The 23,616-nt window shown below is 75.7% G+C and carries 26 protein-coding genes; 17 read left to right on the forward strand and 9 right to left on the reverse strand.

All coding sequences use genetic code 11. The annotated features are described in order from the left end of the window. Positions 1-9 precede the first annotated feature (9 nt). From ACQPYN_RS05720 to ACQPYN_RS05745, 6 genes are all read left to right on the forward strand, one after another. On the forward strand, positions 10-870 hold the full coding sequence (locus ACQPYN_RS05720) for a DUF3027 domain-containing protein (RefSeq protein ID WP_433034492.1): 861 nt from the start codon (positions 10-12) through the stop codon (positions 868-870). Positions 871-874: 4 nt separating this feature from the next. Then, positions 875-1,264, forward strand: a complete 390-nt coding sequence (locus tag ACQPYN_RS05725) for a hypothetical protein (RefSeq protein WP_433034494.1) — start codon at positions 875-877, stop codon at positions 1,262-1,264. After that, entirely contained in the window at positions 1,261-2,451 is a 1,191-nt protein-coding gene (locus tag ACQPYN_RS05730; RefSeq protein ID WP_433034496.1) for a hypothetical protein, read from the forward strand. Before ACQPYN_RS05725 ends, ACQPYN_RS05730 begins: the two co-directional genes overlap by 4 nt. 183 nt (positions 2,452-2,634) lie before the next feature. After that, complete coding sequence (locus ACQPYN_RS05735) at positions 2,635-3,705, forward strand: hypothetical protein (RefSeq protein ID WP_433034498.1); 1,071 nt, start codon at positions 2,635-2,637, stop codon at positions 3,703-3,705. Further along, entirely contained in the window at positions 3,654-3,953 is a 300-nt protein-coding gene (locus tag ACQPYN_RS05740; protein ID WP_433034500.1) for a hypothetical protein, read from the forward strand. Before ACQPYN_RS05735 ends, ACQPYN_RS05740 begins: the two co-directional genes overlap by 52 nt. A 73-nt stretch (positions 3,954-4,026) precedes the next feature. After that, positions 4,027-4,860 (forward strand): NAD(P)H-binding protein, encoded by an 834-nt coding sequence (locus ACQPYN_RS05745; RefSeq protein ID WP_433034502.1) that lies wholly within the window; start codon positions 4,027-4,029, stop codon positions 4,858-4,860. A 15-nt stretch (positions 4,861-4,875) separates the two neighbouring features. Here ACQPYN_RS05745 and ACQPYN_RS05750 read toward each other — a convergent pair whose 3' ends face one another. Together ACQPYN_RS05750 and ACQPYN_RS05755 are read right to left on the reverse strand one after the other, a co-directional pair. Continuing rightward, entirely contained in the window at positions 4,876-5,310 is a 435-nt protein-coding gene (locus ACQPYN_RS05750; protein ID WP_433034504.1) for a pyridoxamine 5'-phosphate oxidase family protein, read from the reverse strand. Next, positions 5,307-6,143 (reverse strand): NAD(P)H-binding protein, encoded by an 837-nt coding sequence (locus tag ACQPYN_RS05755; protein WP_433034507.1) that lies wholly within the window; start codon positions 6,141-6,143, stop codon positions 5,307-5,309. The genes ACQPYN_RS05750 and ACQPYN_RS05755 overlap by 4 nt, the downstream gene beginning before the upstream one ends. Positions 6,144-6,224: 81 nt before the next feature. On the opposite strand from ACQPYN_RS05755, the gene ACQPYN_RS05760 reads away from it, so the two are divergent. Further along, on the forward strand, positions 6,225-7,235 hold the full coding sequence (locus tag ACQPYN_RS05760) for an AraC family transcriptional regulator (RefSeq protein ID WP_433034509.1): 1,011 nt from the start codon (positions 6,225-6,227) through the stop codon (positions 7,233-7,235). Here the strand turns inward: ACQPYN_RS05760 and ACQPYN_RS05765 are convergent. Beyond that, positions 7,213-7,476 carry a DUF2530 domain-containing protein gene (locus tag ACQPYN_RS05765; RefSeq protein WP_274192636.1) on the reverse strand — a complete coding sequence of 88 codons (264 nt, stop codon included), beginning with the start codon at positions 7,474-7,476 and terminating at the stop codon, positions 7,213-7,215. The genes ACQPYN_RS05760 and ACQPYN_RS05765 overlap by 23 nt on opposite strands. A gap of 81 nt (positions 7,477-7,557) precedes the next feature. Here ACQPYN_RS05765 and ACQPYN_RS05770 point away from each other — a divergent pair, with 81 nt between their 5' ends. The 4 genes from ACQPYN_RS05770 (at position 7,558) to ACQPYN_RS05785 (ending at position 11,992) form a co-directional block, all read left to right on the forward strand. Further along, positions 7,558-9,003, forward strand: a complete 1,446-nt coding sequence (locus ACQPYN_RS05770; protein ID WP_433038749.1) for an NCS2 family permease — start codon at positions 7,558-7,560, stop codon at positions 9,001-9,003. 13 nt (positions 9,004-9,016) lie between these two features. Next, positions 9,017-10,087: a nitrilase-related carbon-nitrogen hydrolase gene (locus ACQPYN_RS05775; protein ID WP_433034512.1), complete on the forward strand. Its 1,071-nt coding sequence runs from the start codon at positions 9,017-9,019 to the stop codon at positions 10,085-10,087. 233 nt (positions 10,088-10,320) lie between these two features. Continuing rightward, positions 10,321-11,451: a dimethylsulfone monooxygenase SfnG gene (sfnG, locus tag ACQPYN_RS05780; protein ID WP_433034514.1), complete on the forward strand. Its 1,131-nt coding sequence runs from the start codon at positions 10,321-10,323 to the stop codon at positions 11,449-11,451. Between the two features lie 109 nt (positions 11,452-11,560). Continuing rightward, positions 11,561-11,992, forward strand: a complete 432-nt coding sequence (locus tag ACQPYN_RS05785; RefSeq protein ID WP_433034516.1) for a YybH family protein — start codon at positions 11,561-11,563, stop codon at positions 11,990-11,992. Here the strand turns inward: ACQPYN_RS05785 and ACQPYN_RS05790 are convergent. From ACQPYN_RS05790 to ACQPYN_RS05800, 3 genes are all read right to left on the reverse strand, one after another. Beyond that, entirely contained in the window at positions 11,989-13,026 is a 1,038-nt protein-coding gene (locus tag ACQPYN_RS05790) for a helix-turn-helix transcriptional regulator (RefSeq protein WP_433034518.1), read from the reverse strand. The two genes, ACQPYN_RS05785 and ACQPYN_RS05790, sit on opposite strands and share 4 nt — an antisense overlap. Next, positions 13,023-13,478, reverse strand: coding sequence for a hypothetical protein (locus ACQPYN_RS05795; protein ID WP_433034520.1), 456 nt, complete (start codon positions 13,476-13,478; stop codon positions 13,023-13,025). The genes ACQPYN_RS05790 and ACQPYN_RS05795 overlap by 4 nt, the downstream gene beginning before the upstream one ends. Positions 13,479-13,761: 283 nt before the next feature. After that, complete coding sequence (locus ACQPYN_RS05800) at positions 13,762-14,772, reverse strand: AAA family ATPase (protein WP_433034522.1); 1,011 nt, start codon at positions 14,770-14,772, stop codon at positions 13,762-13,764. Positions 14,773-14,967: 195 nt separating this feature from the next. On the opposite strand from ACQPYN_RS05800, the gene ACQPYN_RS05805 reads away from it, so the two are divergent. Together ACQPYN_RS05805 and ACQPYN_RS05810 are read left to right on the forward strand one after the other, a co-directional pair. After that, positions 14,968-16,653, forward strand: a complete 1,686-nt coding sequence (locus tag ACQPYN_RS05805) for an AMP-binding protein (protein WP_433034524.1) — start codon at positions 14,968-14,970, stop codon at positions 16,651-16,653. Further along, complete coding sequence (locus ACQPYN_RS05810; RefSeq protein WP_433034526.1) at positions 16,650-17,462, forward strand: methyltransferase domain-containing protein; 813 nt, start codon at positions 16,650-16,652, stop codon at positions 17,460-17,462. The genes ACQPYN_RS05805 and ACQPYN_RS05810 overlap by 4 nt, the downstream gene beginning before the upstream one ends. Here ACQPYN_RS05810 and ACQPYN_RS05815 read toward each other — a convergent pair. Together ACQPYN_RS05815 and ACQPYN_RS05820 are read right to left on the reverse strand one after the other, a co-directional pair. Next, the gene (locus ACQPYN_RS05815) at positions 17,459-18,112 is read right to left on the reverse strand and encodes a hypothetical protein (protein WP_433034528.1); all 654 of its coding nucleotides are present in this window, start codon (positions 18,110-18,112) and stop codon (positions 17,459-17,461) included. The genes ACQPYN_RS05810 and ACQPYN_RS05815 overlap by 4 nt on opposite strands. Further along, entirely contained in the window at positions 18,112-19,515 is a 1,404-nt protein-coding gene (locus ACQPYN_RS05820; protein ID WP_433034530.1) for a molybdopterin-dependent oxidoreductase, read from the reverse strand. The genes ACQPYN_RS05815 and ACQPYN_RS05820 overlap by 1 nt, the downstream gene beginning before the upstream one ends. Positions 19,516-19,562: 47 nt before the next feature. Between ACQPYN_RS05820 and ACQPYN_RS05825 the strand changes: the two genes are divergently transcribed. The 3 genes from ACQPYN_RS05825 (at position 19,563) to ACQPYN_RS05835 (ending at position 21,883) form a co-directional block, all read left to right on the forward strand. After that, complete coding sequence (locus ACQPYN_RS05825) at positions 19,563-20,201, forward strand: TetR/AcrR family transcriptional regulator (protein ID WP_433034532.1); 639 nt, start codon at positions 19,563-19,565, stop codon at positions 20,199-20,201. Between the two features lie 105 nt (positions 20,202-20,306). Then, a complete protein-coding gene (locus ACQPYN_RS05830; RefSeq protein ID WP_274191725.1) occupies positions 20,307-20,525 on the forward strand; it encodes a dodecin in 219 nt (72 codons plus the stop codon). A 95-nt stretch (positions 20,526-20,620) separates the two neighbouring features. Further along, complete coding sequence (locus ACQPYN_RS05835) at positions 20,621-21,883, forward strand: MFS transporter (protein ID WP_433034535.1); 1,263 nt, start codon at positions 20,621-20,623, stop codon at positions 21,881-21,883. On the opposite strand, the gene ACQPYN_RS05840 is transcribed toward ACQPYN_RS05835, so the two are convergent. Next, a complete protein-coding gene (locus ACQPYN_RS05840; RefSeq protein ID WP_433034537.1) occupies positions 21,880-22,779 on the reverse strand; it encodes an AraC family transcriptional regulator in 900 nt (299 codons plus the stop codon). The two genes, ACQPYN_RS05835 and ACQPYN_RS05840, sit on opposite strands and share 4 nt — an antisense overlap. Positions 22,780-22,866: 87 nt before the next feature. Between ACQPYN_RS05840 and ACQPYN_RS05845 the strand changes: the two genes are divergently transcribed. Then, a complete protein-coding gene (locus tag ACQPYN_RS05845; RefSeq protein WP_433034539.1) occupies positions 22,867-23,568 on the forward strand; it encodes a class I SAM-dependent methyltransferase in 702 nt (233 codons plus the stop codon). The last annotated feature ends 48 nt before the right edge of the window (positions 23,569-23,616 follow it).

A 23,616-nucleotide genomic window follows, 5' to 3' on the forward strand; every position in this document is an offset into this window, starting at 1 on the left:
ATCGACGACGTGGTCCCCGAGCTCGCCGACCCGACGTCCGCCGCCGACACGCACGACACCCACGACACCGCCGACCCGGCGGAGACACCCGTGGCCGCCCACCTGGCCGCCGCGGGCGATCTCGCGCGCGTCGCGGCCGTCGAGACCGCCGACGGCGACGCCGACCAGGTCGGCGAGGTCGTCGCGGTGCGCGGCGAGGACGTCCCCGACGCCGCGACCCACTACTTCGCGGCCCACAAGCCCGGCTACCGCGGCTGGTACTGGGCCGTCACCGTCGCCGGCCCCGAGGGCGACGTCAACGTCAGCGAGGTCGTGCTGCTGCCCGGGCCCGAGTCCGTGGTCGCGCCGAGCTGGGTGCCGTGGAACGAGAGGATGCGTGCCGAGGACCTCGGCCCCGGCGACCTGCTGCCGGTCGAGGAGGACGACGAGCGTCTCGTCCCCGCCCACGCGGTGCTCGACGACGACGAGGACCTCCCCGACGACGAGGTCGTGCCGGGCCCCGGTGTCCGCGAGGTCGGCGACGAGCTCGGCATGGGTCGCCCCCGCGTGATGAGCCGCGAGGGGCGTCTGGACGCGGCGGTGCGCTGGTCCGACGGCGACTTCGGGCCGGGCGCCGACATGGCCCGCGCGGCGTCGGCGCACTGCGGGACCTGCGGGTTCTATCTCCCCGTCGCCGGCTCGCTGCGCGCCGCCTTCGGGGTGTGCGGCAACGGCAACGTCCCGGCCGACGGTCACGTGGTGCACGCCGAGTACGGCTGCGGCGGGCACTCCGAGCTGCAGGTCGACAGCGGATCGATCATCGCGGTCGCGGACCTCGTCTACGACGACGGCGTCGAGATGGACTCCGAGCCCGCCGGATCGCGTAGCTAGACCGATGCCGACCGGGGACACGGCCGCCCTGGGCTCCGCCGACCCGTTCGACGCCGACCCGTTCGACACCGCCTCGCTGCGGCGCGCGGTGCTCGACGCCTGGAGCGCCTCCCCGGCGCGCTTCCGCGAGGACGCCAACGCGGAGGAGGACCTCCTGCGTGGGGGCTACCGCGACCGCTGGTTCGTCGAGCTGGCGCAGAACGCCGCCGACGCCGCCGAGCGCGCCGGGTTCACCACGGTCCTGCGGGTGCGGGCGGTCGACGGCGTCCTGCACGTCGCGAACGCGGGCGCGCCGCTGGACGCCGACGGCGTCGCGGGCCTGGCCTCGCTGCGCGCGTCGGCCAAGCGCGGGTCCGGGGTGTCGGGCGCTTCGGGGTCGGCTTCGCGGCGGTGACGGCGATCAGCGACGCGCCCCGGGTCGTCACCCGTGCCGGGGGCGTCGTCTTCGACCGCGCCCGCACGGCGCGCGCCGTCGCCGACACCGGAGCGGCGGGCCTCGCCGACGAGCTGGCGCGCCGGGACGGCGCGGCGCCGGCCCTGCGGCTGGTGTGGCCCACCGGGCCCGACGAGGCGGAGCTCCCGCCGGGCGCCGACACGGAGGTCCGGCTGCCGCTGCGCGCCGGAATCGACGCCGACGACCTCGTGGTCGTCGCGGCGGCGCAGGCGCCCGACCTCCTGCTCGCCCTGCCCTCGTTGGCGGCGGTCGACCTGCCCGACGGGGTCGTGCGGCGCACGGATGAGACCGGGGACGGGGAGGGCGACACCGTCCGCGTCGGCACACGGCGGTGGTACGTCGTGCGCGCCGAGGGCGAGGTGCCGTCCGCACTGCTCGCCGGCCTCGCCGTCGAGGACCGCGCCCGCACGGTCTGGCGGGCCACCTGGGCGCTGCCCGGGGACGGGGCGCTCGCCGGGCCCGAGCGTCCGGACGTCCTGCACGCGCCGACCCCCACCGACGAGCGCACCACGCTGCCGGCCCGGCTGCTGGCCACCGTGCCGCTCGACCCCGACCGTCGCCACGTGCGCGACGGCCCGGTCACCGAGCACGTCCTCGCCGCGGCCGCCGCCCGCTACCCCGACCTCGTGCGGGCCCGGCCCGCCGAGGGGCGTCCCGCCCTCGTCCCCGCGCCCGCGCTGCCCGCGTCGGCGGTCGACGCGACCCTGCGCGACGCGGTGCTCGGCGCGCTGCGGACCGCCCCGTGGCTGCCGCCCGCGTCCGGCGGCGTGGACCTCCCGCCCGCCGGCGCGCAGGTGCTCGACCTCGACCCCGCCGGCCCACCCGAGGTCCTCGCCGCGCTCGCGGAGCGGCTCGCGGACGTCCTGCCGGGGCTCGTCGACGCCCGCCTCGGCGCCCCCGGCACGCGGCCGCCCTGGCCGCGGTCGGCGTCGCCCGCGTGGGTCCGGCGGCGCTGGTGGATGCGCTCACGGGGCTGGACCGGCCGGTGCCGTGGTGGCGCGGCATCCTCGCGGATCTCGCCGCCCTGCCCGGGCTCGCCGCGCCCGGGACGCGGGCGGAGATCGCGGGCCTGCCGGTGCCGCTGGCCGACGGCCGGGTGGTCGCCGGCGCGCGCGGGGTCCTGCTGACCGGCGGCGATGACGCGCTCGCCGCCCGCCTCGCCGTGGCCGCGATCCCGGGGCTGCGCGTGGCCGCCCCGGCCTCGACGACGACCCGGCGGCCCGCGAGCTGCTGGTGGCCCTCGGCGCGCGCCCCTCGAAGGACCCGCGCTGCTCGCCGACCCGGCACTGCGCGAGGCCGTCGACCGCTCCGTGGACGACGCGGAGGAGGGTCCCGACGCCGACGGGCGCGCGCGGCTCGACGCGCTCGCCGCGCTGGTGCTGGACCTGGTCGCCGACGGCCACGGCGAGCGGGACCTCGGTGCCCTGGCCCTGCGCGACACCGCGGGCGGGTACCGCCGCGCCGACGAGCTCGTCCTGCCCGAGGGCCTGCTGCGCGGGCTGGTCGACCCCGACGGCCCGCTCGGGGTGCTCGACCCGGCGGTCGCGGGCGCGCACCCGCGCCACGCGCTGATCGCGGTCGGCGTGCTCGACGGGTTCGCCGTCCTGCGCGACGACGCCCCCGCGGGCCCCGACCACGACCTCGACGACGAGGAGACGTGGTGGGCCGAGGAGGTCGACCCTGCCGCCGACCACGGGGGCGACGGCCCCGACCCGGGACCCCTGGTCGCCGTCCGGGACCTCGAGCTCGTCGCCGACGACCGCTGGGACGCCGCGTGGCCCGTGCTCGCCGCCGACCGCGAGGTCCGCGAGGCCCTCGGCGGCGCCCGCCCCGTCGAGGCCGCCGGCGACACCGGGCCCTGGCCGTACACGGCGTGGTGGCTCGGGCGTCACGGGCGCCTGGCCGGCCAGCCACCGACGGCCTGGCGCCTGCCCGGGGCCACCGCGGTGGAGGGGCTCTACGACCCGGTGCCCGACGACGTCGCGGCCCGCCTGGACCCGGCGTTCCTCGCCGCCGTCGGGGTCCGGACCGAGGCCCGGGTGCGGTGCGCCGAGGATGCGGCCGACCTGCTCGCCCGCCTCGCCGACTCCGCCCGCACCGTGCCCCCGGCGCGTGCGGCCGCCGCGCACGCCGCGCTGGCCGAGGCCGTCGCCGCCGGCCGGGTCGCCGTCGCCGACGTCGACCCTCCGGACCGCGTCCGCACCGCCGACGGCGGTGTCCGGGACGCCGCTCCGGGACGCGCCGTGCCCCCGCGGTCCTCGACCGCGCCCAGCTCGTCGCGGTGCTCCCGCCCGCGGCGCTGGTGCTGCCCGGCACGGGCGACCCCGCGGTGCTCGCCGACCTGCTCGATCTGGCGCCGGCCTCCGAGCGGGTGCGCGTGACGGTGCGCGAGGGCGGCCGCCCCGTGCCGTGGGAGCAGATGCCGGCGGCCGTCGCCTGGGCGGCGGCGCTGGGCCGCCCGTTGCCCGAGGGCGTGCTGGTGCTCCACGACCGCCTGCGCGTCCTCGTCGTCGACGACGACCGCGGCGGCGCCCCCGTCGAGTACACCCCGACCGCGTGGGTCGACGACGCCGGCGCCGTGCACGCCGACGACCCGGTGCGCGGGCTCATCGCCGCCCTGTCGTCCTGAGGCGCGGACCGGCGCTGTCCGCCCCTCTCGCGAGGATCGCTCTCGTCAGCGACAGCGACGAGGAGGACCCGAGATGACGATCCTGGTGACGGGCGCGAGCGGCACGGTGGGGCGGTCCCTGGTGACCCAGCTGCTCGCGGCGGGGCACGCGGTGCGCGCGCTCAGCCGCGACCCGCGGCGCGCCGCGCTCCCGGCCGCCGCCGAGGTCGTGCGCGGCGACATCACGGACGCCGCGGATCTCACCCGCGCACTCGACGGCGTCGTGGCCGCCCACCTGATCACCTTCGGCGGCGACGGCTACGCGGCGCTGGAGAACGGACCGGAGATCGTGGCGGCGCTGCGCGCGGCGGGCGTCGGCCCGGTGAGCGTCCTCGGCGGCTGGGACACCAGCACGCTCGAGCCGGCCCTCGACGCGGCCGGTGTCCCGTGGGCGTTGCTCAGTCCGGTCGAGTTCATGGCCAACACGCTCGACCACGCCGACGCGATCCGCGCCGACGGCGAGGTGCGGGTCTACGACGGCGGGCGCACCAGCGCCGCGGTGCACGAGGCGGACATCGCCGCGGTCGCGCTCGCGGTGCTCACCGGGGCGGCGCCCACCGGCCGGCGGTACGTGCTCACGGGTGGCGAGGCGGTGACGCTCGAGCAGAAGCTCGCCGCCGTGTCGGACGCGCTCGGGCGGCCCGTGACGCTCACCCGACTGTCCGAGGAGGAGGCCCGCGCCGACCTCGTCGCCGCGGGCCTGCCGCCCGAGGCGGTCGAGTTCACGATCGCCCTGGAGAACGACCCGCCGCCGATCGGCTCGATCCCGGTGGACACCGTGCGGGAGGTGACCGGGCGCCCGCCCCGCACGTTCGCGGACTGGGCGCGCGACCACGTCGACGCCTTCCGGGCCCACGCCCCGGTCTGACCAGGAGGTGCGGCGTCAGAACGTGACGCGGCGGACCTCCTCGGGGTGCAGGACGACGCGGACCTGGTCCTCGGCGAGGATCCCGGCGAGGTCCGCCGCCCGGACGGGGTCGTCGAGGTCCCAGTAGCGCGCGGCCAGGCGGGCGGCGAGGTCGTGCGCCCCGCCGGTCTCGATCGTCGCGCGGCCGGCGACGGACACCCAGCGCTCCCGCTCGTCGGCCGGCGCGGCGACGATCAGCGCGGCGCGCGGGTCGCGTCGCAGGCGCCGGATCTTCCGGGTGTCCGGGCCCGTGAAGAGCTGGACGGTCCCGTCCGGGGTGGCCTCGAACCACACCGGTCGCGACGGCGGCGGTGCCGGGCCCGCGGCCGTCGTCAGGAACCCGAGCAGGGGACGGGCGAGGAAGGCGAGGTCGTCGGGGGTCAGGTGCTCGTCGCTCGGTCCGTCACTCACCGTCCCCACGCCCCCGTCACGGCGGTGCGCAGGACGTAGTCCTCGAACGTCCGGGGCGCGCGGCGCAGGAGCCCGGCGAGCACGTCGGTCGTCCCGGCGATGAGGCCCCGCTCCATGAGCACGAACATCTCGGCGAGGTGGTGGGCGTCGTCCTCGCCCACGCCCTGCTCGACCAGCGCCGCGGTGTACTCGGCGGGCGAGATCTGCTGGTAGAGCAGGGGACGCCCGGTGGCCCGGGAGATCAGGTCGACGGCCTCGCCGAAGGTGATCGAGCGCGGCCCGGTGAGCTCGTAGGTGCGCCCGGCGTGGCGTCCGGGCTCGGTGAGCACCGCGGCCGCGGCGTCGGCGACGTCCTCGAGGTCGATGAACGGCTCGCCGACGGGCCCGGCCGGGAGGGCCAGCTCGCCGGCGAGCAGCGGGGCGTGCCAGAGCTCCTCGTCGAAGTTCTGCGCGAAGTTGGCCGGGCGCAGCACGGTCCACTCCAGCGCCGAGGCGCGGACGGCGTCCTCGGCCGAGCGCATGTCGCGGCCGAACGGGGAGTCGCCCCAGGTGTCGGCGCCGTGCCCGGAGAGCAGGACCAGGCGCTGCACGCCGGCGGCCTCCGCCCGCGCCACGAACGCGTGCACGGGCCCGGGCACCGATGGCGGCACGACGTACACCGCGGTGACGCCGCGCAGGGTGGCGTCCCAGCCGGCGGGGTCGGACCAGTCGAAGCGGGTCCCACTGGAGCGCGAGGCGGCGCGCACCGGGACGCCGCGCAGTCGCAGGCGGGCGGCGACCCGCCGGCCGGTCTTGCCGGTGGCGCCGAGGACGAGGGTGGTGTCCGTGGTCATGGCGACGAGTCAACGCCGCGGCGGTAGACGTCGCCATAGGTGAAGCGCCCGATCGCCTGTGCGTTCGTCTAATCTGGCGGTGTGGACGCGTTCGGCGACATGATCCGCGGGGTGCGGGCGCAGGGCTCGCTGTTCGGCAGCTCGACCCTGACCCCGCCCTGGTCCCTGCACTTCGTGGACGGCGCGCCGCTGACGTTGTGCGCCGTCCTCGGGGGCGGGGGCTGGGTCGTGGCGGAGGGCCACCCGCCCGAGCCGCTGCGTCCCGGCGACACCGTCATCGTGCGCGGGCCGGGGACGTTCACCTTCGTCGACGAGGTCGGCACCCGGGCGACGCCGGTCGCGTGCGGGGAGTTCTGCTCGGCGCCCGAGGAGGGCGGCACGCGGCACCGGCGCGGGTGGCACGACCCGGGGGACACCGAGGCCACGGGAGCGACCACGCTCATCGTCGGCGCCTACCCGGTGCGCGGCGAGATCAGCCGGCGGCTGCTCGACGCCCTGCCGACCGTGCTGCGCGTCGACTCCGGGGGCGAGGGCGACCCCGTGCTGGAGCACCTCGCCGCCGAGGTCGCCACCGACACCCCCGGCCAGCAGGTGGTGCTCGACCGGCTCCTCGACTGGCTGCTCGTGTGCTCGATCCGCACGTGGTTCGACCGGCCCGGCGGCGAGCCCCCGGCCTGGTACGCCGCCCAGCGCGACCCGGTGGTCGGCGACGCGCTGCGCCTGCTGCACGCCGAGCCCGCGGCGGCGTGGACGGTCTCCTCGCTGGCCGGGCGCGCCGGCGTCTCGCGGGCCACCCTCGCGAAGCGCTTCGCCGACCTCGTGGGCGAACCGCCCCTGACCTACCTCACCCGCTGGCGCATGACGCTCGCCGCCGACCGGCTGGTCGAGCAGGAGTCGGCGACGCTCACCGAGGTCGCCCACGCCGTCGGCTACTCCGACGCGTTCGGGTTCAGCGCGGCGTTCAAGCGGACCCGCGGCGTCAGCCCCAGCGAGTACCGGCGCCGCGCCGGGGCTCCGGGCCTCGCGACAGCGACCGCCACGACAGCGACCACCACGACAGCGAGCGCCACTACAGTTTCTGGGCGCCCTTGACCCCACGGCGCAGCGCGCGGCGCTGCAGGGCGAGCACGGCGAGCCCCACCACGCCGAGACCCACGCCGACGAGCGTCGCGGCGAACCAGACGTCGAGGGGCCGTACACCCGTCGCGGCCAGGACGCCGAGCACGACGGCGACCGCCGCCCAGACCGCCGAGCCCGCGAGGATCACGGGCACGGGGTCGGTCAGCCGCTTCGGCAGGGGCGGCGGCTCGGCGTGCAGGTCGAACCGGTTCACCCGGGGAACCCTACGTGAGTGACGTCCACGGCGATCGAGACGTGAAGATCACGCGCATGAGGATGTTGTGGTCCGGCTAGCCTGCCCGCCGTGCTGCAGCGTTACTTCCGCCTCAACGAGCGCGGGACCTCCGTCACCCAGGAGGTCCGCGGTGGGCTCGTCACGTTCGTGACGATGGCCTACATCGTGGTCCTCAACCCGCTGATCCTCGGCAGCCTCGATCCCTCGAGTCCGTCGGCGAAGCGCGACGTCCTCGGGATGACGCTCTCGGTGCCGCAGGTCGCCGCGGTGACGGCGCTGGTCGCGGGCGTCATGACGATCGTCTTCGGACTCGTCACCAACTTCCCGTTCGCGATGGCCACCGGCCTGGGCATCAACACGCTGGTCGCGGTGACGATCGCCCCGCAGGTCACGTGGCCCGAGGCGATGGGCCTCGTCGTCGTCAACGGTGTGATCATCGTGATCCTCGGTCTCACCGGGTTCCGCACGGCGGTGTTCAACGCCATCCCCGACCCGCTCAAGATCGCGATCGCGGCGGGGATCGGCGCGTTCATCGCCTTCATCGGGTTCGTCGACGCCGGGTTCGTGCGCCGCCTGCCGGACGCCGCGAACACCACCGTGCCCGTCGGCCTCGGCATCGAGGGCTCGATCGCCTCCTGGCCCACCGCGGTGTTCTGCGTCGGGCTGCTGCTCACCGGCGTCCTGGTCGCCCGCGGGGTGCGCGCGGGGATCCTCATCGGGGTGCTCGCCACGACCGTGGTCGCGATCGTGGTCGAGGCCACCGTCGCCGTCGGCCCCTCCAACGGCACGAACCCGAAGGGCTGGAACCTCGGCTACCCCGGGCTGCCCGAGTCGATCGTCTCGCTGCCCGACCTCTCGCTCGTCGGCGACGTCTCGTTCGGGGCGTTCGCCCGGCTGCCCGCGCTGGCGGTCACGCTGCTCGTCTTCACGCTCGTGCTCGCCAACTTCTTCGACGCGATGGGCACGATGACCGGGCTCGGCCGCCAGGCGGGGCTGCTCGACGACCGCGGCCAGCTGCCGAACGTCGGCCGCGCGCTCGTCGTCGAGGGTGCCGGCGCCGTGGCCGGCGGCGCCGCGTCGGCGAGCTCCAACACCGTGTTCGTCGAGTCCGCGTCGGGCGTCGCCGAGGGGGCCCGCACCGGGCTCGCCAACGTCGTCACCGGCCTGCTCTTCCTCGCCGCGATGTTCTTCACCCCGCTCTACGAGGTGGTCCCGGTCGAGGCGGCCGCGCCGGCGCTCGTCATCGTGGGCGCCCTGATGATCGGCGGCGTCCGCGACATCGAGTGGTCGGACTTCTCGGTGGCGCTGCCGGTGTTCCTGACGATCGTCGTCATGCCGTTCACCTACTCGATCGCCAACGGCATCGGCGCCGGGTTCATCACCTGGGTGCTGCTGCGCACCGCGACGGGGCGCGTCCGCGAGATCCACCCGCTGATGTGGGTCGTCGCCGTCGCGTTCGTCCTCTACTTCGCCGTCACACCGTTGCGGGTGCTGTTCGGCCTGTGAGGTACTCGGTGGCGTGATCGAGCCCTACCAGGTGGTCGGCCTGATCCCGACGATGCGCGGGATCCGGTACCGGGACGAGATCAAGCACAACCTCGAGCACCTCGAGCACCTGGCGAAGGCGGCGTCGTGGCTCTCGGCGATGGCGCTGCCGGTCCGCCTGATCACCATCCCGGAAGGCGCGCTGCAGGGCTTCAACGACGAGGTGCTCGACCACGACCACGAGTGGTTCGCGCGCGAGTGCGCGATCGACATCCCGGGGCCGGAGACCGACGCGCTCGGTCGCATGGCGGCCACCTACGACGCCTACGTGATGGCGACGGCGAAGGCGCGGCACCCCGAGTTCCCCGGCCGGTTCTTCAACGTCGGGTTCGCGATCTCCCCGCAGCAGGAGATCGTGCTCATGCACTACAAGGTCACGCCGCTGCAGCCCGTCGAGCACTCGGTCACCCCGCACAACGTGTGGGACCGGTGGGTGGAGCTCTACGGCGACGGGCTGGACGCCTTCTACCCGGTCGCCGACACCGAGATCGGGCGCCTCGGGATCATGATGGCGAACGAGGCGTCGTACCCGGAGAACGCGCGCGGCCTGGCGATGAACGGCTGCGAGGTGGCCTACCGCGGGCCGTACCCGCACCCGCACGCCGGCAACGGCTTCTACGAGATCCAGAACAGGGCCCGGGCGCTGGACAACAACATGTACGTCGTCGCCAACCAGGTCGGCACGTACTACCTGTACACGGACTCCGACGTCCCGATCGACACCTTCGGCTCAGCGAGCATGATCTGCGACTACCGCGGCTCGGTGGTGGGGGAGGTCGGGTACGCGGGCCACTCCACCTACCTGGCGGGCACCGTCGACATCGGGGCGCTGCGGGACTTCCGGGCGCGCGCCCAGTTCGGCAACTGGCTCAAGGACCTCACGACCGAGCAGTACCAGGCGATCTACCGGGATCCGATCTACCCGAAGAACCTCTACCTCGACCGCGCGCCCTACGACCACGCGGAGTACCGCCGCGAGGTGACCGAGAAGCAGATCGAGCTCCTGCACTCCCGCGACGTGTGGCGCCGTCCCGACCGGTCCTGAGCCCGGCACGATCGCGGCCCCGGGGTGTGACCGGGACCCGGCTCCGGTTGACAGGTCCTCGCGGTACCGGAAGCGTCGGGCGCGATGGGTTGGACATCACTGACGCGCCGTCGGCACGTCGACCACGGGAAGCTCGCGACCACACTCTGTCGCTGAGCTCCGTTCTTCCTTCCCCCGATCTCCTGCGCGGTCAGCCCGCGCGCCCCCACCCCTCTTCGAGGAGGCACACAGCCGTGTCCGTCGGCATCCCCACCCAGCCGCTGAAGTTCGCCTACTGGGTCCCCAACGTCTCGGGCGGGCTGGTCACCAGCGGCATCGAGCAGCGCACCGACTGGAACTGGGACTACAACCGCGAGACCGCGATCGCCGCCGAGAACAACGGTTTCGAGTACGCGCTCTCGCAGGTCCGGTACATGGCGAGCTACTCCGCCGAGTACCAGCACGAGTCCACGTCGCTGTCGCTGGCGATCATGATGGCCACCGAGCGCCTCAAGGTCATGGCCGCCGTGCACCCGGGCATGTGGCACCCGGGCGTGTTCGCCAACTTCGGCGCCACCGCCGACCACCTGACGGGTGGCCGCTTCGCCACGAACGTCGTCTCGGGCTGGTTCAAGGGCGAGTTCACCGCCTTCGGCGAGCCGTGGCTCGAGCACGACGAGCGCTACCGGCGCACCGAGGAGTTCATCTCCTGCCTCAAGGGCATCTGGGAGCAGGACCACTTCGAGTTCAAGGGCGACTTCTACCGCTTCCACGACTACTCGCTGAAGCCGAAGCCCCTGAACACCCCGGAGCGCCCGCACCCGGAGATCTTCCAGGGCGGCAACTCGACGGCCGCGCAGAAGATGGCCGGCCGGGTGTCGGACTTCTACTTCTCCAACGGCAAGGACTTCGACGGCGTCACCGAGCAGCTCGACGTCATCAACGCGACCGCGGCCGAGCACGACCGCACCGTGAAGTTCGGGCTCAACGGCTTCATGATCGTCCGGGACACCGAGAAGGAGGCCCGCGACACCCTGCGCGAGATCGTCGACAAGGCGAACGTCGAGCAGGTCGAGGGCTTCCGCCAGGCCGTGCAGCAGGCCGGCGCGTCGGCGTCGGACAAGAAGGGCATGTGGGCGGACTCCTCGTTCGAGGACCTCGTCCAGTACAACGACGGCTTCAAGACCCAGCTGATCGGCACCGCCGAGCAGGTCGCCGAGCGCCTCGTCGAGTACAAGAAGCTCGGCGTGGACCTCTCCCTGCTGTGCTTCCTGCACGTGAAGGAGGAGATCGAGCAGTTCGGCGACAAGGTGCTGCCGATCATCCGCGAGATGGAGGCCGAGCTCCCCGACGCCGAGCCTGCGCCGGCGCTCGCGCAGGCCTGACCTCCCGTGAGCGGACTCCGGGGTCATGGCCCCGGAGTCCGCTCACGGCGCGGAACCTCGGGGTGGCGCCCCGACGCGGACGGGGCCGTGCGGGCCGATCCTCGGTGCCATGACGACCACCGAGGCGGTCAGCGCACCGCCGGACTTCCTCGCCTTCCTCGACCGCGTCGCCGCGGCGCTCGACGCGATCGTCGCCGGCGACCCGGCGCCGTACGCCGCGCTCTGGGCCGACATCGACGACGTGACCCTCTACGGCGCCTGGGGCCCGATCGAGCAGGGCCACGAGCGGGTCACCCGCACGTTCACGTGGGTGGGCTCCCGCTTCCGCGACGGCACGATGGAGCCGCCCGAGTACACCGTGGTCGCGGTCAGCGGCGACCTCGGCCTCACGGTCGGCGTCGAGCGCGGCGTCGTGCGGGTGGACGGGGGCGCGCCGCAGCCGATGATGCTGCGGGTCACGCACGGGTTCCGGCGCCTCGACGGTCGCTGGTGGCTCACCCACCGGCACGCCGACCACCCGCCGGCCGACCAGCGCCGTTAGGGCAGGCGCGCGGCGAGCTCGTCGCGCCCGGTCACGCCGAGCTTGCGGTACGCGTGCCCGAGGTGGGTCTCGACGGTCTTGGTGGTGACGAACAGGGCCTGGGCGACGTCGCGGTTCGACAGCCCGTCGGCCGCGAGCTCAGCGACCCGGCGCTCGCTGGCGGTGAGCGCGTCGGCCCCGCTCACGGCGAGCCGCCGCGGCCGGGCGCCGGCGGCGCGCAGCTCCTCGCCGGCACGCTCGACGAGGGCGTCGGCGCCGCAGCGCCGGGCGAGGTCCTGGCCGGCCGCGAGCTCGGTGCGCGCGTCGACACGGTGGTTGGCGCGCCGCAGGGCGGCGCCCAGGTCGACCCGCGACCGCGCGAGCTCGAGGCGCGCCGGGGTGGGCTCGAGCAGCACCACCGCCTCGCGCATCGGGGCGATCGTCCCGCTCACGAGGCCGCGGACCCGCAGGGCGATGCCGAGCGCCCGCGGGGCGGCGAAGCGCCGGGCGACGCGGACGGCCTCGTCGGCGGCGGCCACCGCCTCCGGCTCGCGACCCAGGCGGTGCAGGGCCGAGGCCACCCCGGCCTGCCAGGGCAACACGCCCGGGTGGTGGATGCCGCGGTGGGCGAGGCGCTCGCCGCAGGCGACGAAGTCGTCGACGGCCTCGGCCGCGTGCCCCAGCGCCAGGTGCATCCGCCCGCGCGCGGCGAGCAGGTACGCCGTGGTGCCGCGCACCCCGCTCGCGGCGAGGGCCTCGTGCGCCTCGGCGGCCAGGCCCCGCTCGACGAGCACGACCAGCAGCCAGGCGACGGTGTAGCGGCGCGCGGAGTGGGCCTCGTGCTCGACGGCGAGCGCGTCGGCGAGCCGCGCGTCGGCCTCCGCCTCGACGAGCTCGCCCTGCAGGTACCGGGTCTGGGCGCGCAGGACGGACGCCGCGATGAAGTCGTAGCTCGACCCGCGACGCCGCGCGCCGGCGAGGATCGCCTCGGCGCACGCCCGGACCGGCGCGAGGTGGTCGATCGCCACCAGCACCATCGTCGCCGGCAGGATCACCCCGGGGTCCGGCGTGTGCTCGCGCAGCGTCGCGGCCAGCGCCTCGTGGGCGAGGTCGACGGCACTCGCGTCCGTGTCGGTCTGCAGCGCCTCGAGGGCGGTGGTCGCGAGCAGGGCGGGCCCGCCGCGGCGGGGAGGCGCCCGTCGCGCCGCAGCGTGCGGGTGAGCTCGGCCGCCGCCGCACGGCGCGCGGGGTCCCGGCGGGCGAGCCCCACGGTCGCGGCGGCCAGCTCGGTGGCCAGGTCGCTGCCGTCGTCGAGCCCGGCCCGGGCCTCGTCGAGCACGGCCAGGGCACGCTCGAAGGCCAGGGTGACGCTCAGGGCGTGGGCGAGCTCCAGGGCGATCAGCCCGCGCCGGTGCGGGTGCACGGCGGCGGCGAAGGCCTCCTCGAGCAGCGCCACGCCCTCGCGGTAGGACACCCGGGCGGTCGCGGCCCCGAGCTCGTGCAGCACCGCGGGCCGCTCCGGGGCCGGCGGGGCTCGGCGACCGCGCGCCGCAGGTAGGTCATGGCGGTCTCGGGGACGCCCTTCGCGAGGGCGGCGCGGCCCGCGTCCCGCAGCCGGGCGACCACGGCGGGATCGCCGAGCGCCTCGGTGTGCAGCAGGTGCGCGGCGACGAGCTCGGCCCCGGCGCCGTCGGCGGCCAGGGCGTCCGCCGCCCGGCGGTGGCCGCGGTGGCGCTCGGCGGGGTCGGTGCCGTCGGCGACGGCCTGCGCGAACAGCGAGTGCGCGAACGTCAGCGGCCGGCCCGGGTGCAGCAGCTGCGCCCCGACCAGCGTCTGCGCCCCCGGGAGACGACGGCCGGGTCGAGCCCGCTCACGGCCACGACGTGGCGCAGCTCGGCGCGTCCGTCGAGCAGGGCGACGGCCCGCGCCACCGTCGCGGCCTCGGTGCCGGACTCCCGCAGCCGGCGTGCCACGAACGTCGCCACCACGGCGGGCGCGAGCGCGGCGACCGTCTCGGCACCCGCCCGGTCCGCGTCGCCGCCGGCCTCGGCGACGGCCGCGAGCAGGGCGTGGACCAGCAGCGGGTTGCCGCCGGTGACCTCGTGGCACGCGGCGGTGAAGGACGGGTCCGGCGACCCGGCGAACCGGCACCGCACCAGCGCCTCGATCCCGTCGCGGCTCAGGGGCGCCGGGCGCAGGACGGTGGTCGTCCCGGCCTCGCGCAGGGCGTCGACCAGCGGCGACGCGGTGTGCACGGCGGGCGGCTGGGCGCCCAGCACGATCGCCACCCCGAGCTCGGACACCCGGCGCGCGAGGTAGGCGATCGCCCGCAGCGAGGCCGCGTCCGCGACGTGCGCGTCGTCCACGACCAGCAGCACCGGGCCGGCCTCGGCGAGGTTCGCGGTGAGCCAGTAGAGGCCGTGCAGGGCGCTGCCGGCGTCGGTGTCGCCGCCCGGCGGGCTCGCGGGCCCGGAGGAGACGACCGGGGCGGCGAGGCGGGCGGCGCCGGCGAGCAGCCCGGGCCGACGGGCCACGAGCGTCTCGAACAGGCCGCGGACCACGCCGAACGCGAAGTCGCGCTCGAGCCGGGCGGCGCGCGCCGCGAGGACGGTCATGCCGAGGGCGGCGGCGCGCTCGCGGGCGGCGTCGAGCAACCGGGTCTTGCCGATGCCGGCGGGGCCCTCCACCCAGACCAGGCCGCCACGCTCCGAGGCCGCCGCGCGCAGGACGTCCGAGAGCACGGCCAGCTCGTGGTCGCGCTCGAGGACGCCCTCTCCCGTCCTCGTCGCCGCGCGCGTCATGGGCGACTCTCCGTCGCAGTCATCGGCCACCGCCGTCCCCCGGGGGAACGACGCTAGGGGCCCCCGCGAGCGGCCACCATCGGGAGATCTGACTAATCGGGTCGGCCAATCCTCGGGGCCCCACCCCGACGCCCGGGCGAGCCGGGGCCGGTGTGCTGGACGGGTCCGCCGGCCCGACCCGCTCCGGAGGCCCCGATGACGGCGCCGCACCGCACCCCCACCGACCATGCCGCCCGCATCCACCGCAGCCGGTGGCCCGCGGTCGAGGTGCCCGACGTCGGCGTGCCCGAGTACCTGCTCGACCACCGCGCGGCCCGCGCCGACGCGACGGCGGTGATCGACGGACCGTCGGGCCGCATGCTGACCTACGGCGACCTGCGTCGCGGCGTGCACCGGTGCGCGCGGGGACTGGCCGGTCGCGGCTTCACCCGCGGGGACGTCCTCGCGATCGTCGCGCCGAACGTGCCCGAGTGGCTCGTCGGCTGCTTCGGGGCGATGAGCGCCGGGGGCGTCGTCTCCGGCATCAACCCGCTCTACACGCCCGAGGAGATCGCCGCCCAGCTCCGCGACGGCGGCGCCCGGTGGGTGCTCACGATCCCGCCGTTCCTGCCGCTGGTCCGCGCGGCGCGGGCGCTGGGGGACCAGCCGATCGAGATCGTCGTGCTCGGCGACCCGGACGGCGAGACGGCGTGGTCCGACGTCCTCGCCGCGGGCGCCGAGGGACAGGGGGTGGGCGCGCTGATCGACCCGCGGCGCGACCTCGCCCTGCTGCCCTACTCGTCGGGGACGACGGGCCTGGCCAAGGGCGTGATGCTCACCCACCGGGCGATCGTCACCAACGTCGCGCAGATGCAGGTCGCGCTCGCGCAGACCGCCGACGACCGTGCGATGGCCGTCGCGCCGTTCTTCCACGCCGTGGGGCTCAACGTCGTCGCGGGCGTGACCCTGCGGACGGGCGGCACGATCGTCACGCTGCCCCGCTTCGACCTCGAGGCCTACCTCGGGCTCATCGAGACCCACCGGCTCACGATCTCGGTGGTGGTGCCGCCGATCGCGCTCGCGATGGCGCGCCACCCCGCGGTGGACCGCTTCGACCTGTCCTCCCTGCGTCTCGTCGGCTGCGGCGCCGCGCCGCTGTCGGCCGATCTCCAGCAGGAGTGCGCGGCACGGGTCGGCGCGCCGGTCGGCCAGGGCTACGGGATGACCGAGGCCGTCGCGGCGATCACGCTGGTCGACACGGCCGCGCCGATCCCGCCCGGCTCGTGCGGGGTCCTGCTGCCGGGCGTGGAGGCCCGGATCGTCGACCTCATGACGGGCGAGGACCAGCCCGTCGACGGGACCGGCGAGCTGTGGGTCCGCGGCCCGCAGCTGATGACCGGCTACCTCGGCAACCCCGCGGCCACCGCCGCGACCGTCGACGCCGACGGCTGGCTGCGCACCGGCGACCTCGCCCGCATCGACGCGACCGGGAACGTGTTCGTCGAGGACCGGCTCAAGGAGCTCATCAAGGTCAAGGGCCTCCAGGTCGCCCCGGCCGAGGTCGAGTCGGTGCTGCGGACCCACCCCGCGGTGGCGGACGCCGCCGTGATCCCGATCCCCGACGAGCGCGCCGGCGAGCGCCCGAAGGCCGTGGTGGTGGCGGCCGGCGGGAGCACTGCCACGGAGATCCTCGCCCACGTCGCGGCCCGCGTGGCGCCGCACAAGTGCCCGCGCGAGCTCGCCTTCGTCGACGCGATCCCCACCTCGCCGTCGGGCAAGATCCTGCGGCGGCTGCTCGTCGCGCAGGAGCGCGCCGGGGCGCTCGCCGCCGCCGCGCCGTCGGCCACGGCTGCTACCCCGCCGGCCCCGACCGCCCCGGCCGAGCCCGTGAGCGCGCCGTGAGCACCACCGGCTACGCCCTGCGCCTGTCCGACGACGAGCTCGCGCGCTACCGGATGATGGCCGTGCGGGCCCGCGAGCGGGAGGCGGACCTGTGGGACCTCGCGGGCCTGCGCCCGGGCGCCCGCGCGGTGGACGTCGGGTGCGGGCCCGGCGCGGTGCTCACCCTGCTCGCCGAGGCCGTGGCGCCCGCCGGCCGGGTCGTCGGCGTGGACGCCGATGCCGAGGCGGTGGCGACGGCCCGCGCCGGCCTCGACGCGGCGGGTGCGGCAGGCGCCGAGGTGCGGCAGGCGCGCGCCGAGGCCACGGGGCTGCCCGCGGGCACGTTCGACGTCGCGGTCCTGCGCCACGTCCTGGCCCACAACGGCGGCGGCGAGCAGGCGATCGTCGACCACCTCGCCCGGCTCGTGCGCCCCGGCGGGCACGTCTACCTGCTCGACGTCGACGCCCTGAGCGCCAGCGTCGCGCCCGCGCCCCCTGACGCCGACGACCTGGTCGAGCGCTACCGGCGCTGGCACGCGGACCAGGGCAACGACCTCCGCGTGGGACGGCGGCTGGCGACGCTGGCGCGCGCCGCCGGCCTCGAGGTGCGCGAGTTCCGCGGCTGGTTCGAGATCGGGCCGGTGCCGCCCGGCGTGCGGGGCCCGGCGTGGGCGGCGCGGGAGGCCCTCGTCGCCGCGGGGCTCGCGGGGCCCGACGACCTCGCCCGCTGGGAGGCCGCCCACGCGACGATGGACGGCTGGGAGCCCCGGCCGGAGTACATGCTCGCGACGTTCGCCTGCGTCGCGCGGGTGCCCTCGCTGTCCACCTAGGTCCGGCCGAGCACCACCGAGAGGAGCACGGCGCCGACGAGGAGGGCCGACCTGCTCACGAAGGCGCCCGTCGACGCAGCTCCCGGGGCGACCGGCGCGGGCTCGGGCTCGGCGCCACCGTCCTCGCCGTCGGAGCGTGCCGGAGGGCCGTCGCGGTTCACGTGGCCGCGCCGCGCCGCCATCCCGAGCCGCACCGCGTAGATCACCGCGCTGCCCAGGAAGAGGATCGCGGTGATCAGCAGCCAGTGGTCGAGGATGCCGGCCGTGCTCAGGCCGGACGTGAACCGGAGGGCGTCCTCGCCGCGCCCGGTGATCGTCGGCAGGTAGATCAGGAAGAGGACGGCCGAGCCCAGCGCCGGCACCCGGATGTGGTTGATCGCCGGGACGCGCGGGGGGCGGTCGGGGCCGTAGCGGCGCCGCGCCCACCGGCTGATCGTCAGCGGCTGGTCGGCGAGGGCGTAGAGGGGATAGAGCACCAGGTCGTGGGCGATCACGGCCCCGAGGAACCAGACCGCGAGCCAGATCGCGCTCGGGTCGGTGGACACCAGCGACACCACGTACCCGGAGAGGGCGAAGCACCCGAGCACCGAGAGCAGGTGCAGCGGGTTCTCGCCGTAGAAGCGGCGCCAGGACCGCAGGAACGCCGCCATCAGCCCGTCCCCGGACGGAAGTCGATCGACGAGACCCACTTCGTGTTGTGCACCCCGGGCAGCGCCGGGACGATCACCCGGGCCGGGAATCCGTGGTCGGGCGCGAGGTCGACGGTCTCCTCGCCCGGGTTGCCGACGCGCAGCGCGAGCAGCGAGTCCGGGTTGAGCACCTGGTTGTTCTGCAGGGTCGCGCGGGCGTAGGCGCCGGTGGTCTCGACCGACTGCACGACGGCGTTGGCGGGGCCGGGCACACCCGCGAGGGCGGCGAGGTCGCGCAGCCGGACCCCCGTCCACGTCCGGTACACCGACCACCCCTCGACGCAGGCGATCGGCAGCGTCGCGGTGTGCAGCGCCATGCCGAGCAGCTGGTCGCGGGTGAGCGAGACCTCGGTCGCCCCGCCGCGCAGGGTCAGCCGCCAGCCCGCCCCGAGCCGCGCCGGGTCGATGCCCGAGCCCGCGAGCGTGCGGTTGACCTGGAAGTCGTTCGGGCCGGTGCCGTAGGACTGGCCGCGCGGGGACAGCAGCGCCAGCGGGCGCAGGGGGTCCCAGGTCTGCCCGACGCTCAGCACCGCGACCAGCGCGCTGCCGCCGCCGACCATCGCCAGCAGGCCGCGACGGCTCAGGGTCGGCCGGTTCGGGGCCAGCGGGGCGAGCCCCGTCGCGTCGATCGGCTCGGGCTCGGTCTCGGCGACCCCGTCGTCGAGCCAGCGCCCGAAGGCCCCGGTGCCGCCCGGCCCCGCCCGCAGCGCCCGGACCATCGTCGGGACCTTGAGCACGACGTGGCTGACGAAGCCGGCGATGAACACCCACGCGCCGTAGTAGTGCGCGAGGTAGAAGCTGAAGCCGAACGAGTAGTCGTACTGGGCGTTCATCAGCCCGGTGACGAACTCGAACAGGATGCCGCCGACCAGGGCCAGCAGGGAGATCCGCTCGAGCAGGTGCCCGACGCTGCGCACCGGGGGCCAGGCGAAGAGCTTCGGCACTACCGACCAGAGCTTGGCCAGGACGATCGGCGTGAGGATCATCCCGAGCGTCACGTGCAGACCCTGGGTGAGCCGGTAGAGCCACGCCGGGTTCGACGGCCAGTCGAAGTACGGCAGGTGCAGGTAGCCGACGTCGGCGGGGATCGCCTGGCCGAACTGCGGGCCGTAGGCGATGTAGGACAGCAGCCCCGTGAGGATCACGATCGGCAGGCCGGCGAGCAGGACCGCGCCGAACACCGAGGTCAGCCACGTCCCGCGCAGCGGGCTGCGCCACGTCCTCGGGTGGGCAGGCGGCGGCACGGGGATCCGGCCGACGGCGCGGAAGAGTGCCTTCGGGAAGCCGTACTCCGGCTCGGGGGCCACGCGCGGCTCCGGACCGGGGCCCGCCTCGGGCGGGTCCGTCGGGCGCACGGTGGTCATGACGGGACCCTAGCGCAGACTGTACCTATCGGTACAATCTCGGACGTGTGGACGAGCGCGGGCCGATGAGCCTCGACCCGGGGCACCGTCCCCCGACGGCGCGGGGTCGCCGCACCCGCGAGGCGATCGTCGACGCGGCGGCGGACCTCATGCACGAGCGGGGCATCGCCGCCACCGGGCTGGGCGACGTGCTGAGGGCCAGCGGCACCGGGAAGTCGCAGCTCTACCACTACTTCGACGGCAAGTCCGACCTCGTCCTGGCCGTGATCGACCGGCAGCTCGAGCGGGTGCTCGCCGCGCAGCCCGCGCTCGACCCCGCCGACTCGACCACGCGGCAGGACGACGTCCGCGCCTGGGCGGCGTCGCTCGTCGAGCTGCACCGGGACGGTGGCGGGCCGTTCGCCTGCCCCCTCGGGGTCTTCAGCGGGCAGGTCGACGCGGAGCCCCGGTGGCGCGAGCACCAGGCCGCGGCCTTCCGGCAGTGGCAGGAGCGCATCGCGGCGCTGCTCGCGCGCGGGCAGGCGCAGGGGGTCGTCGACCCCGCCCGCGACGCCGGCGAGATGGCCGTGGCCGTCCTCGCCGCCGTCCAGGGTGGCCTGATGCTCGCCCGTCTCCACCGCGACCTCCAGGTCCTCGCCCTCGCGCTCGGCGCGGCCGTCGACCACGTCCGTCCGCGGCCGGTGTGATCCCACCTCTGTGATCCCACCCCGGCTGCCGTCACGTGGGTGTCCGCCGGAGAACGGGTATCGGTTCGGAGGACCAGTACATCGGCAGAGGACGAGGGAGCCCGCGTGGCGGACAACGCGTACAGCAAGACCGAGATCGTCGGCAGCTCGGCGGAGGGCGTCGACGAGGCCATCCGCGGCGCCATCCGCCGTGCCTCCTCGACGCTGCGTCAGGTCGAGTGGTTCGAGGTCGTCGAGATCCGCGGTCACGTGCAGGACGGCGAGGTCGGGCACTTCCAGGTGACGCTGAAGGTCGGGTTCGCCCTCGAGGACACCAAGCCCTGATCGTCCGGCGGGGTGGCGTCGCCCGTCGCCGCCACCCCGCCGACCTCCAACTCGTTAGGTAAGCTCAGGACCGTGGTGTGGGACGGCGAGACCCGGTGAGCGAGGTCGAGACCCCCCACACCGACCGCCGGACCGGCGCCATGTTCGCGGCGCTGCGCGTCCGCAACTACCGGCTCTTCGCCTCGGGCCAGGTCGTGTCGCTCGTCGGCACCTGGATGCAGCGGGTGGCCCAGGACTGGCTCGTCCTCGAGCTCTCCGGCGGCAGCCCCGTCGCCCTCGGCGTCGCCGCGGCCCTGCAGTTCGGGCCGACGCTGCTGCTCTCGCTGTGGGGCGGCGCGATCGCCGACCGCTACGACAAGCGCCGCCTGCTCATGGGCCTGCAGGTCGGGATGGGCGCCTGCGCGCTCGTGCTCGGCGTGCTCGACGTCGGCGGCCTGGTGACGCTCACCCAGGTCTACGTGCTGTGCGTGCTCCTCGGCTGCATCTCCGCGCTCGACGGGCCCGTGCGCCAGTCGTTCGCCGGCGAGATGGTCGGATCGGGTGCGCTCGCCAACGCCGTCGCCCTGAACTCGATGACGTTCAACACCGCGCGCGTCGTCGGCCCGGCGGTCGCGGGCCTGCTCGTCGCCGCGGTCGGCACCGGGTGGGTGTTCCTGCTCAACGCGATCACCTTCGTCGCGGTGCTCACCGGTCTCGCCCTCATGCGCCCGGCCGAGATGTTCGCCTACGCCCGCGCGCCCCGGGAGCGCGGCGCCGTGCTCTCGGGCCTGCGCGAGGTCCGGCGCCACCCCGACGTGGTGCTGCTGCTGGTGATCGTCTTCTTCGTGTCGACGCTCGGCATCAACTTCTTCGTGACGCTCGCGATCGTCGCCCGCAACGTCTTCGGCCGGGGCGCGGAGTCCTACGGCCTGCTGACCTCGGCTCTGGCCGTCGGCTGCCTGCTCGGGGCGTTCCACGCCGCGCGCCGCGTCGGCAGGCCCCGCCTGCGCACCGTCCTGCTGGCCGCCGCGGTCTTCGGCGTCTGCGAGGCCGCCGCCGGGCTGATGCCGAGCTACCTGGGCGTGGCGCTGCTGCTGATCCCCACCGGCGCGGCCCAGCTGCTGTTCACCAGCGCCGCCAACGCCGCGATCCAGCTCGGGGTCGACGAGTCCGTGCGCGGGCGGGTCATGGGCCTGTGGATGCTCGTGCTGCTCGGCGGCACCCCGGTGGGCGGTCCCGCGCTGGGCTGGCTCGCCGAGGAGTTCGGCGGCCGCGCCCCGTTGGTGCTCGGCGGGGTGGCGTCGGTGCTGGCCGCGGTGATCGCCGGGCTGTGGGTCGTCCGGCGGCGGACGAGGACGCCCGCGACCGTGCCTGCCTAGGTTCCCGCCCGCCGCCACTCCTGCGGCGGCACGCCGTGCTCGCGGCGGAAACGGCGCACGAAGTAGCCCGGGTCGCGGTATCCGACCCGGTGGGCGATCGCGGCGACCGTGAGGTCGTCGGACGTGAGGAGGCGGCGCGCCTCGCGCATCCGCCGCTCGGTGAGCCACTGGCCCACGGTGCGGCCGGTGTGCCGCCCGACGAGGGTCGTCAGGTGACCCGGCGTCAGGCCCACCTCGCGGGCGACCTCGGCCGGCGTGATCGGCTCGGCGAACCGGCGCTCGAGCACGTCGAACACCGCCGCGAGCACCGGACGGTCGGCCAGCGCGCCCGCCACGTCCACGTCGAGGCGCCCGAGCCGGACGAGCAGCAGCGTCAGGTGCGCGCGCACGGCCTCGGCCGCGCCCTCGCGCCGCTGCGCCAGCTCCGTCGCCAGCGCCTCGAGCTCCGCCCGCCACGCCGCTCGCTCGTCCGGCGGCACGCGCAGCCGCTGCGCCCCGCCGTGGCGGCCGGCGGGCCCGCCGGAGAACGGCGCCAGCAACGGGTGGGCGCGCCACGACACCAGCGGCGCGGCCCCGGTCGGGTCCACCGCGTCCGCCGGGAAGAACACCGCCCACACCAGGCCGGTCATGGTGTCGTCCGGCGGCGCGACGACCGCGCCGGGCGCGATCACCACGACGTCGCCGTCCTCGAGCTCCCACACGCGGTCGTCGACGCGCATCGGCCCCCGGCCGCGCTCGACGTGCAGCAGCACGAGGAAGTCGTGGGCGTGGGTCCCGCCGACCACCGCCGCGCGCCGAGCGGTCGCGTCGGACCAGCGCTCCACCGCCACGGGCGGCACGCCCGGGACCCGGGGGAAGCCCACCAGGGGAACCGAGGATCGTCCCGTCCCGCCCATGCTTCGTCCCTTGTCCGCAGGTGGATGGGCTCACAGAGTGGAGAGGTCCCCCGGAAGACCGTCCCATGCCCCCTGACGGAGGCCATCGTGTCCCACTCCGCGCCCGCCGGCGAGCGCCCGTTCCTGCCGGCGATGGGCTTCGGCGCGCCCGCCGCCACCTACGACGTGTTCACCCGCGTCCTGGGCGCGCGCGCGATCCACTGGCAGCTCGTCGCGCAGGCCGGGGTCGCGTCCGGGCAGACGGTGCTGGAGCTCGGCACGGGGACCGGCGAGGTCCTGCTGCTGGCCGCCCGCGTCGCGCCCGGGGCGACGCTCGTCGGCCTCGACCCCGATCCGGCGGTGCTCGACCTCGCCCGCCGCAAGGCCGCCCGCCACGGCGTCGCCCTGCGCCTGGAGCGCGGTTACGCCGACCAGCTGCCGTACGCGACCGGCTCGGTCGACCGCGTGCTCTCGTCGTTCATGTTCCACCACCTGCCGCCCGCGGAGCAGCGGACGATGCTCGCGGAGGCCCGGCGGGTGCTGGCGCCCGGCGGGAGCCTGCACCTCGTCGACCCCGACGGCACCGACCCCGGCATCCTGGGCTGGTTCGCCCGCCACGACCACGGCAAGGGCCACGGTCACGGTTACGGTCACGGGCACGGGCACGGCTCGCCGCACCTCGTCGGCGCCGACGACGTCGCGACGATGCTGCGCGACGCCGGCTTCACCGACGTGGAGGCCGTGGCCCGCCGGACCCGCACCTTCGGCCGGGTGGTGTTCCACCGGGCCGTGTGCCCTGCGGGCACGTGAGCACTATGAGGTGCTCGAGCACCTCGAAGTGCTCACGAGCCCGGAGGG

It is taken from the genome of Actinomycetospora sp. CA-053990, assembly GCF_050948445.1.
In the GTDB taxonomy this organism is placed as follows: domain Bacteria; phylum Actinomycetota; class Actinomycetes; order Mycobacteriales; family Pseudonocardiaceae; genus Actinomycetospora; species Actinomycetospora callitridis.